The organism is Achromobacter maghribensis (genome assembly GCF_057334215.1).
This window is the reverse complement of the sequence record NZ_JBHFII010000061.1, coordinates 49,370-62,274: the sequence shown is the minus strand read 5'-3', so window position 1 is coordinate 62,274 and position 12,905 is coordinate 49,370. Positions and strand designations below refer to the sequence as shown.

The 12,905-nt window shown below is 64.4% G+C and carries 10 protein-coding genes and 1 pseudogene; 7 read left to right on the top strand and 4 right to left on the bottom strand.

The window, feature by feature from the left end:
- The first annotated feature begins 373 nt into the window (after positions 1–373).
- The 5 genes and pseudogenes from ACE039_RS26415 (at position 374) to ACE039_RS26395 (ending at position 6,123) form a co-directional block, all read left to right on the top strand.
- Positions 374–1,150 carry a maleate cis-trans isomerase family protein gene (locus ACE039_RS26415; protein ID WP_485823761.1) on the top strand — a complete coding sequence of 259 codons (777 nt, stop codon included), beginning with the start codon at positions 374–376 and terminating at the stop codon, positions 1,148–1,150.
- Positions 1,147–1,983: an alpha/beta fold hydrolase gene (locus ACE039_RS26410; RefSeq protein WP_485823760.1), complete on the top strand. Its 837-nt coding sequence runs from the start codon at positions 1,147–1,149 to the stop codon at positions 1,981–1,983. Before ACE039_RS26415 ends, ACE039_RS26410 begins: the two co-directional genes overlap by 4 nt.
- 45 nt (positions 1,984–2,028) lie before the next feature.
- A complete protein-coding gene (locus tag ACE039_RS26405) occupies positions 2,029–3,102 on the top strand; it encodes a 2,5-dihydroxypyridine 5,6-dioxygenase NicX family protein (protein WP_485823759.1) in 1,074 nt (357 codons plus the stop codon).
- A complete protein-coding gene (locus ACE039_RS26400) occupies positions 3,099–3,785 on the top strand; it encodes an isochorismatase family protein (RefSeq protein ID WP_310032173.1) in 687 nt (228 codons plus the stop codon). The genes ACE039_RS26405 and ACE039_RS26400 overlap by 4 nt, the downstream gene beginning before the upstream one ends.
- 42 nt (positions 3,786–3,827) lie before the next feature.
- Positions 3,828–6,123, top strand: a pseudogene (locus ACE039_RS26395) (xanthine dehydrogenase family protein molybdopterin-binding subunit).
- Here the strand turns inward: ACE039_RS26395 and ACE039_RS26390 are convergent.
- The 3 genes from ACE039_RS26390 to ACE039_RS26380 are packed head-to-tail and all read right to left on the bottom strand — an operon-like array spanning position 6,105 to position 9,266.
- The gene (locus tag ACE039_RS26390) at positions 6,105–6,650 is read right to left on the bottom strand and encodes a GAF domain-containing protein (RefSeq protein ID WP_485823758.1); all 546 of its coding nucleotides are present in this window, start codon (positions 6,648–6,650) and stop codon (positions 6,105–6,107) included. The pseudogene ACE039_RS26395 and the gene ACE039_RS26390 overlap by 19 nt on opposite strands.
- Positions 6,647–8,002, bottom strand: coding sequence for an MFS transporter (locus ACE039_RS26385; RefSeq protein WP_313458689.1), 1,356 nt, complete (start codon positions 8,000–8,002; stop codon positions 6,647–6,649). The genes ACE039_RS26390 and ACE039_RS26385 overlap by 4 nt, the downstream gene beginning before the upstream one ends.
- Before the next feature lie 34 nt (positions 8,003–8,036).
- The gene (locus tag ACE039_RS26380) at positions 8,037–9,266 is read right to left on the bottom strand and encodes a metal-dependent hydrolase family protein (RefSeq protein ID WP_485823757.1); all 1,230 of its coding nucleotides are present in this window, start codon (positions 9,264–9,266) and stop codon (positions 8,037–8,039) included.
- A gap of 232 nt (positions 9,267–9,498) precedes the next feature.
- Between ACE039_RS26380 and ACE039_RS26375 the strand changes: the two genes are divergently transcribed.
- Complete coding sequence (locus ACE039_RS26375) at positions 9,499–10,479, top strand: LysR substrate-binding domain-containing protein (RefSeq protein ID WP_448709518.1); 981 nt, start codon at positions 9,499–9,501, stop codon at positions 10,477–10,479.
- A 55-nt stretch (positions 10,480–10,534) separates the two neighbouring features.
- Here ACE039_RS26375 and ACE039_RS26370 read toward each other — a convergent pair whose 3' ends face one another.
- Positions 10,535–11,671 (bottom strand): FUSC family protein, encoded by a 1,137-nt coding sequence (locus ACE039_RS26370; RefSeq protein ID WP_485823756.1) that lies wholly within the window; start codon positions 11,669–11,671, stop codon positions 10,535–10,537.
- Between the two features lie 164 nt (positions 11,672–11,835).
- Between ACE039_RS26370 and ACE039_RS26365 the strand changes: the two genes are divergently transcribed.
- A complete protein-coding gene (locus tag ACE039_RS26365; protein WP_105560070.1) occupies positions 11,836–12,852 on the top strand; it encodes an amino acid ABC transporter substrate-binding protein in 1,017 nt (338 codons plus the stop codon).
- The last annotated feature ends 53 nt before the right edge of the window (positions 12,853–12,905 follow it).

The window sequence follows — 12,905 nt, the reverse complement described above, 5'->3', positions numbered from 1 at the left end:
GCGGCGCCGCCAAGACCGGCGCCAACGATGGCGATACGGGGGGATGTGGACACGGGGCTTCTCCTTGCTGAATGGTGAATGACTGGATAAGTGAATGCTTGAACACGTTGCGGGCCATCTCGCGGCAGCGCCGGCGCACGGCCATGGAATTTGAAAAATTATGAAGTACACACTTCATTTTTAGATATCAAATTTTTCAATCCACGCGTAAACCCGAAGACAGCTCACCAAAATAGTGCATGTTTTTCACCGTATTAGGTGAAAACCACTACGAAAACCAGGTTGGCTATCTGCCTCGCTCTTTGCAAGAATAGAGCGTATACGCTTCTTTTGAATTTATCGGAAACCCTAGGCCCACCCCTCAAGGCACCCCATGACGAAGAATTTTCGAATCGGCCAGATCGTCCCCAGTTCCAACACGACCATGGAAACCGAAGTCCCCGCGATGCTGCAGGCGCATTCGTCGCTTCGGCCCCAGAACCGCTTCACCTTCCATTCCAGCCGGATGCGCATGAAGAAGGTGCAAAAGGAAGAACTGGCCGCCATGGACGCCGAAAGCGACCGCTGCGCACTGGAGCTCAGCGACGCGCGGGTCGATGTGCTGGGTTACGCCTGCCTGGTGGCCATCATGGCCATGGGTCGCGGCTACCACCGGGTCTCGCAGAAGCGCCTGTCCGAGCGCACGGCCGAGAACGGCGCGTCGGCGCCCGTGATCACCAGCGCCGGCGCCCTGGTCGACGCGTTGCACGTCATGGGTGCGAAGAAGATTGCGCTGGTGGCGCCCTACATGGTGCCGCTGACCGAACTGGTCATGGACTACATCGCCGCCGAAGGCTTCCAGATCGTGGACTGGCGCGCGTTGGAAATTCCCGACAATCTTGAAGTGGGCCGCCACGACCCCGCCCGCCTGCCCGGCATCGTTGCCGGCATGAACGTCGCCGACGCCGATGTGATCGTGCTGTCCGCCTGCGTGCAGATGCCGTCGCTGCCTGCCGTCTCGCAAGTCGAAGCCGAAACAGGCAAACCCGTGCTGACCGCCTCCATCGCCACCACCTACGCGATCCTGAAAGAGCTGGGCCTGGACCCGGTGGTGCCGGGCGCGGGCGCCCTGCTCTCGGGCGCATATCCCTATTCCAGGAACGCACAATGAGCCACGCAGCCAGCACCTACCTCTACGGCGGCCACGTCCACGCGAACGGCATCCGCCAGCACTATCTTCGCTATGGCGGCAACGCGGGCGAACGCGCCGAACGCGTGTCCGTCATCATCATCCCCGGCATCACCAGCCCCGCCGTGACGTGGGGATTCGTGGCCGAACACCTGGGCCGCCAATTCGACACCTATGTGCTGGACGTGCGCGGACGCGGGTTGTCGGCATCCGGCCCGGGGCTGGACTACGGGCTGGACGCGCAAGCCGCCGACGTGACGGCCTTCGCCCAGGCGTTGGGCCTGGACCAGTACGCGCTGGTCGGCCACTCCATGGGCGGGCGCATCGCCGTGCGCGCCGCCGGCCAGAAACCTCAGGGCCTGGCGCGCCTGGTGATCGTCGACCCGCCGGTATCCGGCCCGGGCCGCCGCGCCTATCCCGCCAACCTGGCCTGGTACGTGGACTCCATCCGCCAAGCCACCCACGGCATGACCGCCGAAGACATGCGCGCGTTCTGCCCCACCTGGACGGACGCGCAACGCCAACTGCGCGCCCAGTGGCTGCACACCTGCCATGAACCCGCCATTGTGCAGAGCTTCGAAGATTTCGGGCGTGACGACATTCATGCCGACTTGCCCGGTATCGCCGTGCCCCTGCTGCTGATGACGGCCGAGAAGGGCGGCGTCGTCGGCGACGACGACGTGGCCGAATGGCAAAGCCTGGCGCCGCAGACCCAGCATGTGCGGGTGCCCGGCGCCGGCCACATGATTCCCTGGGACAACGAAGCCGGGTTCTACGCCGCCTTCGGCGACTTCCTGGGCGCCCCGCTGGACTGAACCGCCGCCCATCCCTTCCCTCTGCCGCCTTCCCAAGGAAATCCCATGTCCGTCAGCGATATCGACCTGATCCACGCCTGGAAACAGGTGCTTGCGCTCTCCCGGCTAGAGGCCGGCCAGATCGTCACCGTGCTTACCGGCGCCGACACGCATCCGCAAACCCTGCGCTGCGCCATCGCCGCCGCAACCGACATGGGCGCCCGCGTCAACCGGCTGGATCTGCCGCCGGTCAATGCCGACAAGTCCATCAGCCGCGACGCCCTGGCCTACCTGGGCACCACGCCGCTGACGGGCAACCCGGCCGCCATCGCGGCGTTGACGGCCAGCGATCTGGTGCTGGACCTGATGACGCTGCTGTTTTCGCCGGAACAACACCAGATCCTGCAGACCGGCACCAAGATCCTGCTGGCGATCGAACCGCCCGAAGTGCTGTGCCGGCTGGTGCCCACGGAAGCCGACCGCACCCGCGTCCAGGCTGCCGCGCGCCGGATCGAGGCTTCGCGCCAGATGCACATCACGTCCGCCGCCGGCACCGACCTGCGCTGCCAATTGGGGGATTTTCCCGCGATCTCCGAATACGGGTTCGTGGACCAGCCCGGCCGCTGGGACCACTGGCCCAGCGGCTTTGTGCTGACGTGGCCCAACGAAGGCCAAAGCGAAGGGCGCGTGGTGCTGGACCGCGGGGACATCCTGCTGCCCATGAAAGACTACGTGACCGAGCCCATCGAACTGGTCATTGAAAAAGGCTACGTCACCCGCATCAACGGCGGATTGCAGGCCGAGATCCTGAAGGAATACATGGCGGCCTACGAAGACCCGGAAGCGTACGCCGTGTCCCATATCGGCTGGGGCCTGCAACCGCGCGCGCAATGGTCCATGCTGGCCCACTACAACAAGGAAGCCCACATCGGCATGGACGCCCGCGCCTTCGAGGGCAACTTCCTGTGGTCCATGGGCCCCAACAACGAAGCCGGCGGCAGCCGCACCACCGCCTGCCACATCGATATCCCCATGCGCCATTGCAGCGTCGCACTGGACGACCAGCCGGTCGTCATCCACGGCGTCGTGCAGGACGAACCCGGGCTGGCCCGCGCCGCCCGTCGCAAGGAAAACAAATGAGCCCCGCTGCCCAGACCATTCCCACCCAAGGCGCCGCCGGCGACATCTCCGCGTATTCGCGGCAAGGCTTTGGCACCCCGTTGCCATTGAAAGCCCCGTTCGGGCTGCTTATCGTCGACTTCGTCAACGGCTTTGCCGACCCCGCCGTGCTGGGCGGTGGCAACATTCCTGAAGCCATCGCGCAAACGCGCCATCTGTTGGCCCACGCCCGCGCGCGCGGCTGGCCGGTGGCGCACAGCCGCATCGTGTTCTCGGACGACGATGCCGACAGCAACATCTTCTGCCTGAAAGTGCCCGCCATGCTGGCACTGAAGGAACATAGCCACAACAGCGCCATCGTGCCGGAACTGGCCCCCGCCGCCGGCGAATACGTGGTGCGCAAGAGCACCCCATCGGCCTTCTTCGGCACCATGCTGGCGCCATGGCTGGCGCAACGCGGCGTGCAGACCCTGCTGGTGGCCGGGTGCGTCACCAGCGGCTGCGTGCGGGCCAGCGTGGTGGACGCGATGCAGGCAGGCTTTCGGCCATTGGTCGTGGCGGACTGCTGCGGCGACCGCGCCCTGGCTCCCCACGACGCCAACCTGTTCGACATGGCGCAGAAGTACGCCGCCGTCATGCCGCTGGATCAGGCAATCGCCGATACCAACGCCCTGGCGCCAGCCCCACTGTCTGATGCCGGGTAATGGCGGCATAATCCCTTTTCCGGCCCGGACGCCCCCTGCCCCATGAACCTGCCTCAGCCTCACGTACTGGTCGGCACGCTGCTTGCGCACCCCGACGCCTTGCTGATCGTGCGCGAGCCCTCGGCCCCGCCCCGGCCGGCGCGGGGCCCAACCCGGCACCGCATCGGATTACGTGCAGGCGACGCCCGAGATATTCATCGCGGTACTCGGCGACGACGCAGAACCCGGCTGGCGCGTGCTGGCCTTCAATGGCCACGTGGACCTGGGCACGGGCATCAAGACGTCCCTGGCCCAGATCGTCGCTGAAGAGCTGGACATTCCGATGTCGCGCCTGGACATGGTGCTGGGCCACACGGCTACCGCGCCCAATCAGGGGCCCACGATTGCCAGCGCCAGCATCCAGATATCGGCGGTTCCGCTACGCCGCGCCGCCGCGCAGGCCCGCGAGCATCTGCTGGCCATGGCGGCGCGGCAGTGGGACTTGCCGCGCGATGCGCTGCGCGTGCGCGACGGGGTGATCCGCCCGGCAGACAGCAGCGACCCGCGCCAATTGCACTACGGGCAACTGGCGCGCGGCCAGCACACGCGGCTGATGCTGGCACCACCCGATCAGGCGGTGCGCCTTAAACCCGTGGAAGACTACCGGATCGTGGGGCAAGGCGTCGCCCGCGTGGACATTCCGGCCAAGGCCACCGGCGAACTCAGCTTCGTGCACGATGTGCGCGTGCCGGGCATGCGCCACGGGCGCGTCGTGCGACCGCCCCATCCGGGACGCGACGCCGGCGACTTCATCGGCCATTGCCTGATCGATCTGGACCGGGAATCCGTGGCCCACCTGCCCGGCAACGTGCAGGTCGTGGCGCAGGGGGATTTCATCGGCGTGGTGGCGGATCGCGAAGAACAGGCCATTGCCGCGATGCGCGCGCTGAAAGTCCGCTGGAAGCCCATTCCCCCCGCGCCCCGCCTGGACAACCTGGCTGATGCCATCCGCGCCCAACCGGCGCGCGCCCGCCCCCTGATCGAAGACGGCGACGTCGATACCGCATCCGCAGGCGCCGCCACGCATCTACGTCGCAGCTACGTCTGGCCCTACCAGATGCACGCCTCCATCGGCCCCTCGTGCGCCGTCGCGGACTTCCGCGATGGCCGCCTGACCGTCTGGACGGGGTCGCAAAACCCGCACATGCTGCGCACCGACCTGGACCGTCTGCTGAAACTGGGTGAAGGCCAGATAGACCTTGTGCGGCTGGAAGCGGCGGGGTGCTACGGCCGCAACTGCGCCGACGACGTCTGCGCCGACGCGGCGTTGCTGTCCATCGCGGTCGGTGCGCCGGTGCGCGTGCAGCTCACCCGCGAACAGGAACACCAGTGGGAACCCAAGGGCACGGGCCAATTGATGGACGTCGCCGCCGCGATCAACGCCAACGGCGATCTGCTGGCCTACGACTTCGCCGTTCGCTATCCGTCCAACGACGCGCCCATCCTGGCGCTCTTGCTGACCGGTGCCATCCCGGGCGAGCCCCGCACGCTGGAAATGGGCGACCGCACGGCCGCGCCGCCGTACCGCTACCCGAACCGGCGCGTGGTCTGCCACGACATGGCGCCACTGGTGCGCGCGTCGTGGTTGCGTGGCGTGTCGGCGCTGCCCAATTCGTTCGCGCATGAATGCATGATTGATGAACTGGCGCACGCCGCCGGCGCTGACCCCGTCGACTACCGCGTGCGCCATCTGGACGATACGCGCGCCATCGCGCTGATCCAGGCCACGGCCGAACGCGCGCAATGGCACCCGTTCACACCAGGCAGCCGCGGCACGCCCGACCCCGACGGCCAATTGCGTGGCCGGGGCGTCGCCTACGCGCGCTACGTGCACAGCAAGTTTCCGGGTTTCGGGGCCGCGTGGGCCGCCTGGGTCATCGACCTGCGGGTGGACCCCGCCACCGGCCGTATCCACGTCGAACGCATCGTCGTCGGCCAAGACACCGGCATGGTCGTGAACCCGGACGGCGTGCGCCACCAGATCCACGGCAACGTCAATCAGACGCTAAGCCGCAGCCTGCTTGAAAAAGTCGATTTCGATGCCGCCGGCGTGGCCAGCCGTGAATGGGGCGGCTACCCCATCATCGGCTTCAAGGAACTGCCGCCCATCGACGTCTTGTTGATGCCGCGCCAGGACGAAGCGCCCATGGGCGCGGGCGAGTCCGCCTCGGTGCCCGGCCCCGCCGCCATCGCCAACGCGCTTTTCGACGCCACCGGGCGGCGCTTCCATGAAGCGCCCTTCACGCCCGACGTCGTGCGTGCCGCGTTGGCCAAGCCCGCTCAGACGCTATCGAGCTGAGCGCGATCCACCTGCGCCGCCGCCGACTGCGCAGCCCGCATTTCGTCAAGAAAGATTGGCGCGCACAGGCCGGCAATCAGCGCCGCCAGATCGTGATCCGCCGCATCGTAGGCATGGCGGCCAGCCAGCAGGTTCAACGAGCCGATCACCCGGCCCTGGTGCCGCACGGGCAGGTTCAATGCCGATTGCAGGCCACGATCGATCAGCATCGACGCCTCGGAAAACACCGAGCGCACATCGTCTTCGTTGCTGGCCACATACAAACGTCCTTGCTCCAGCACATGCTGCGACCAAGGGCCATTTCCCGTTGCCTTGAAGCCGCCCAGCGGGCTGATGCTTTCGTCGGACGTGTACAGGCGCTTCATCAGACGATGCTCTTCCAGATACAGCAGCGCGGTGAACAGCCGATGTCCGAAGGCCGCCTCCAGCAGCCCGGACACCACCTGCCACTGCGCCTCGCGGCTGCTTGCCAATCCCAGGGCGCGCGCGTGGCCCGCCCAGGGCGAAAACACCGACGGCGCCGTCATGCGTTGATCTCCTCAAGAACGACGCCGCGCGTGTTCTTGCCAAAGAACAGGATGCCCAGGCCGCCGACGAGCAGAATCGCCGTCATCATCGCGAACACCCCCGCAAAGCCCAACACCGGATACGCCACGCCCACGATGGTCGGAGACGCGATCGAACCGATCCGCGCAAAGGCCGACGCTGCGCCCATGCCGGTCGCCCGGATGGAGGTGGGATAGATCTCGGCGGTGTAGGTGTACTGGCCCGCGATCACGCCATTCATGCCGAACGACAGCAACATGCTCAGCATGATGATCTGGTGTTCACCGCTGGCCAGCGCCAGGCCCAGCGCCGACAGGCACGACAACAGCATGTAGATCAGGATCGTGTATTTGCGGCCAATCCTGTCGTTGAAATACGCGGCCGAGAAGTAGCCCGGAATCTGCGACAGATAGATCAGGATGGTGTACGAGAAACTCTTGGTGATCGTGAAGCCGCGTTCGACCAACAGGCTGGGAATCCACACCAGGAAGGCGTAGTAGCAGAACAGCACTGTGATCCAGAACACCCACACCAGCACGGTCGTGCCCAGGTAGGTCTTCGAGAACAAGGACGTCAGCTTGTCCATCGCGCTTTGCGGGTTTTCGGCGGCGGTGGCGGCACGGCGCGTGGCGATGGGCGTGGGCAGCGGATGGCCCAGCTTCTGCTGCACTTCGGCCTCGATGGCCGAGCAGATGCGGTCGGCTTCGGCGGTCTGGCCGGTGTGTTCAAGCCAGCGCGGCGATTCAAACAGCGACTTGCGCCACCACAGCAAAAACACCACCGGCACGGAGGCAATCACCATGATCCAGCGCCAGCCGTCGTCGCTCATCGGAACGATGAAATAGCCCAGCAAGGCCGACAGCACGAAGCCGAACGAAAAGAAGCCCGCCAGCGCGCCCGTGAAGCGGCCACGGTATTTGCTGCTGACGAATTCGGCCAGGTACGGCGCGATGATGGCGCCTTCTGCCCCCATGCCAATGCCGGCGATCATGCGCAGGATGTAGAACTCGTGATAGTTGCGCGCAAACGCGTTGATGAACGTGGCGACGCAGAACAGCATCAACGCCCACATCATGATTTTCTTGCGGCCGTAGCGGTCACCCAGGATGCCCGAGAACAGCGCGCCCACCAGAAAGCCCACGTACGTGCTGCTGGCGATCCAGCCGATCTGGCCGGTGGATAAGCCCCACTGCGTGCGCAACGAAGGGATGATGAAGGCGATGATGCCGGCGTCCAGCGCTTCAAACGCAAGCCCCAGGCCGCCGATCATCAGCAACCTGAAATGGAAGCTGGAAAACGGCAGCCGCTCCAGGCGGTCCGATACGGAATACATGGTGAAGATTTCCGGGAGTAAGGGTGAAAGAACGTCAGCAGGCGTTCTTGTGCAACAAGCCGCGGTTCATGATGAGCTTGATGGAATCGGGCTGCGTCAACAGGGCGATGTCGTCCAGCGGGTTGCCGTCGACCAGCAGCAGGTCGGCGTGCGCGCCTTCGCGGACTTCGCCCAGCAGGCCTTCCTGGTTCAGGATTTCGGCGCCGATCAACGTGGCTTGCTGGATCACCTTGGCGTTGCCCAGCACGCGGGCGCGCAAGGGCAGCTCGTCGGCTTGCATGTAGTGGGTTTCGCCCAGCAGGTCACTGCCGTAGCCCATTTTCACACCGACCTCATCCAGAATTTCCAGCGCCTTCAAGCCCTGCGTGCGCACGGTGGCGATCTTCTTGACCGAGTCGGCCGGCAGGCCATAGCGCTCGCCGTCATTGGCCAGCCCTTCGTAGGTGATCAGCGTGGGCACCATGTAGGCGCCGTGTGCTTTCATTACCTCGGCTGCCTCGCGGTCAACCAGGTTGCCGTGTTCAATGGTACGCACGCCGCAGCGCACGGCACGCGTGATGGCGCGCGGCGTGTAGGCATGCGCCATCACATAGGTGTTGGCATTGCTGGCTTCTTCAACGATGGCGATCAGCTCGGATTCTGAAAACCCTAGGTTCTGGATCGGGTCGTTCGGCGACGCCACCCCACCCGACGCCATGACCTTGATCTGCGTGGCGCCTTTCAGGATTTCTTCGCGCACGGCCAGGCGGCAGTTGTCGACGCCGTCAACCACGCGGCCGATGTTGCCGATCTTGACCGAGCACGGGCACGGGTCCAGTTCGTCGTTACGCGGCCGGAAATCGCCATGGCCGCCCGTCTGCGACAAGGCCTTGCCCGAGCAGAACAGGCGCGGGCCATCGACCACGCCATCCAGCACGGCTTGCGCCAAGGCCCAATCCGCCCCGCCGGCGTCGCGCACCGACGTGAAGCCCCGGTCCAGCATGCCCTGCATGATGGGCAGCGCGCGCAGCAGCGCCAGCGCATTCGGCAGCGCCGCCACGCGGCCCAGGTTGAACGACGAGGCCACCACGTGCACGTGGCAGTCAATCATGCCCGGCATCAAGGTCATGCCCTTGGCGTCAACCACTTCGGCGTCGGGCACCGTCAGGTCGTCGGCGCTGATGCGGGAGATCATTCCGTCTTCGATCAATACGTTGGCCGCGTCTTCGAGGACCAATGATCGGGTATTCAAGATCTTGCAATTCTTAACAACAACCGGCTTCATAAATAAATCACGCTATCTGTTCAACATGCAGGAAATTCAGCATGGCGAACTCTACCGGTACAATCCAAACGTCCGATACCGGGTCTCCCCTTAGGCGTTCGACACAAATTCGAACAGCCTTATGAGCTTTACTCATACCCCCTTTGCGGGACTCACGCCCACACGGCTGCATATCTGGATTACGTATCCGCATTCCCTATCCGCAACGCATAGCCGGATTCCGCACACCACCATGAGACGTCGCTGCCCCACCCTGTCCGAGTTGAACGCGTTCACCGCGGCGGCACGCCATCTGTCGTTCTCGAAGGCGGGCAAGGAACTGTTCGTGACGCAAAGCGCGATCAGCCGGCACATTGCCACGCTGGAAAGCTATCTGGGCCACGCGCTATTCATCCGCGCCACCAATGGCTTGCAGCTGACACGCATGGGCGCCACGTATCTCAGCCTGATCCGGCCCGCGCTGCATACGCTGGAAAGCGCCACGTCGCAGGTCATGGCCACGCAGCAGTCGGCCAAGTCGTTGAACGTATCGGCGGCGCCCACTTTCGCCGCGCAGTGGCTGTTTCCCCGGCTGAAGACGTTTCGCGCCTTCAATCCCGATATCTCGGTCAACTTCGTGCGCTACAGCGTGGCGGATTACAAAAGCACTGAACTGGATTTCGATGCATCCATTCAGTATGGCTACGGGGATTGGCACGATGGCGATGCCAAGTACCTGACCGGGCGTGAAACCCGCCTGGTGTGTTCGCGCGATTATCTGGAACAGCACCCCATCAACAGCCTGGAAGATATCAAGCAGTGCACGCTGCTACAGCACATCGAGATTCCGCTGTCTTGGGAATACTGGTTCTCGACGTATATCGGCGATTATGACCGCGCGCGCTTTGGCCCCGGGTTCAATCTGTTTTCAATGATTATCCAGGCGGCTTCGTCCGGCTTTGGTGTGGCCTTGATGCCGCATTGCCTGATCGAAAAGGAACTGGCGACGGGACAGCTGGTCGATGTGTTCGACCGCACGTTTGAAAGCCCGCTGGGGTATTACCTGTGCGCGCCGAATTGGCGCAGCAACATGGAAAGCTATGACCGCCTGAGCCAGTGGCTGTCGCATGAATGTTTGCATCGGGCGGCGGTGGAAGGGGCCACGGTGCCCGCCACCGCGCCGGATGCCGATTGCCCCTATTGCGTGGCGGGGCTGGCGGCTGCGGGCGGATAAACGCTACGGCAACATAAGGGCAACGGGCGACATCCGCAGGCCCGAGCCAGCGCAATCAGTTCACCCGGTTTGGCAGCACCGCACGCATCCACCGGCTTAGGCGTGGCCGGATGCGCTGGTTATGCAGCAACACGGCGCCCAGCACCCCGATGAACGCGCCAATGACCGTATCCACAAACCGCGCTTCAATGACGTCGGCGGGATAGCCCTGCCCCAGATGCGGCGCTTCGGCCAGGAATATGGTCAGCGGCGTAATCAGCGCTACCGCGCTGGCATAGTGCCTGACCACCAGCGTTTCAATACCGAATGACAGCGCCATCATCACCAAGGCAAGCGTCCACACATTCAACGGCAGGCTCAATAACGCCCACGCCACGCACAAACCTACCGCCGTTCCCAGTATCCGATGCAGCTGCCGGTTCCACGCGGCCCACAGGCTTGCCCCCTGGATAATCGCCAGGCAACTGACCGGCACCCAATAGGGGCGTGGCAGTTGCAGTAATTCGGCCACCAGCAAGGAAATGCCCACGAACAGGCCGATGATGACCGAGTCGTACACAACAAAATCGAATGTGGGTTTGGGCGGCGCGGCTTCCGGCGGCGGTGGCGCCACGCGCGTCATGTGCAGGCAATACGCAAACGCTACCAGGCAGGCCACCAGGCATCCCAGCGCGACCATGCCGACGCGCATCGGCACATCTTCGATATGCCCGGGCGTATACGCGGCAATGGCGGTGGCCATGATGAAAAACAGGCTGCCCGGCGGCCCCAGCCGATAGCAGCGGCACACCATGTTCACCAGGATGGCGATGACGGTCAGCGCAGCAATCATCGCGGTCGGCCAGAACTGGGTCAGCGCGCCAACGGCGTAACAGGCCACCATGCCGAACGAGGCGGCCAGCAACATCATCATCCGTTGCGCAAGTGAAGTATTGGGCAGGCTGAGAAACACCATGCCGCCCAGGCTGGACATCAGGCCATAGTCCATGCGGCCAAAATACGCGCCCACCATTAATGGCAAGCCGGACGACAGCGCGGCCGCCAGCGGCATTTCCCAACGCCGGTCGCTGGCATTGACGCGGGTCAGTTCGCGCCACGTGCCTTGCACCTGCTGCTTGACGAAGCCACGCCCCGGGCGGTGCCGGGGCCGGCCGCCGTCGCCGGCGTCTTCCGGTGGATCTTTCTGATTCATTTATCGCCCCTGTGTCGGCCCGGCAAGAATTATCCCCCTTAAATTCCGCCCAGTGGATTTAACGGGAATTCCCTGATATTCCCGCCCAGACGGCGTGGCTACCATTCCGCGCACCTCGGCCCGCGGCCGACAGAATACCAATGCGCCCATCGCGCGGAGACACCATGAAAGCACTCAAACACGTTGCGGCAGGCACCGCCTTATTTCTTTCGTCCTGGGCCGCCACGGCCGGCGTGACTTTCGACAGCGTCAAGAACAAGGGCTTTGTCCAGTGCGGCGTCTCGACCGGCGTGGCCGGCTTTTCGGTCAATGACAGCAAGGGCGGCTGGATCGGCCTGGACGTGGACCTGTGCCGCGCGCTGGCCATCACCATGTTTGGCGACCCCGCCAAATCCAAGATCATGGCCGTCAGCGCCGTGCAGCGTTTCACCGCGCTGCAATCCGGCGAAGTGGACGTGCTGCCGCGCAACACGACCCTGTCGCTGACCCGCGACACGACCCTGGGCCTGATCGGCGTCGGCGTCAATTACTACGACAGCCAGGGCATCATGGTGAACAAGTCCCTGAACGTGAAGAGCGCCAAGGAACTGGACGGCGCGACCGTGTGCGTGCAGCCCGGCACGACGACCGAACTGAACCTGTCCGACTGGTTCCGCTCGCAGAACATCGTCTTCAAGCCGGTGGTGGTGGAACGCCTGGACGAGATCATCCGCGCCTTCGCGGTGGGACGCTGCGACGCGTTCACCGGCGACAAGTCGCAGCTGGCCGCCGCCCGCACCAACCTCGAGAACCCGGAAAAGTACGACATCCTGCCGGAGAACTTCTCGAAGGAACCGCTGGGCCCCATGGTCCGCCAAGGCGACGAACAATGGTTCAACGTGGTCCGCTGGACGATGTTCGCCATGCTTGAGGCCGAGGAATATGGCATCACGTCGAAGAACGTGGACGAGATGCTGAAAAGCACCAATCCCAATGTGCAGCGTCTGCTGGGCGTGACCCCGGGCATGGGCAAGAACCTGGGCGTGGACGACAAGTGGGCCTACAACATCATCAAGCACATCGGCAACTACGGCGAGAGCTTTGAAAAGAACCTGGGCCCCAGCAGCCCGCTGAAGCTGTCGCGCGGCTTGAATGCGTCGTACCGTGATGGCGGCCTGATGTACGGCTGGCCCGTGCGCTAAGCGCCGCCTTAGCGGGTGATACGAGGCCCCTGTAATGGGGCCTGAACGGGCGG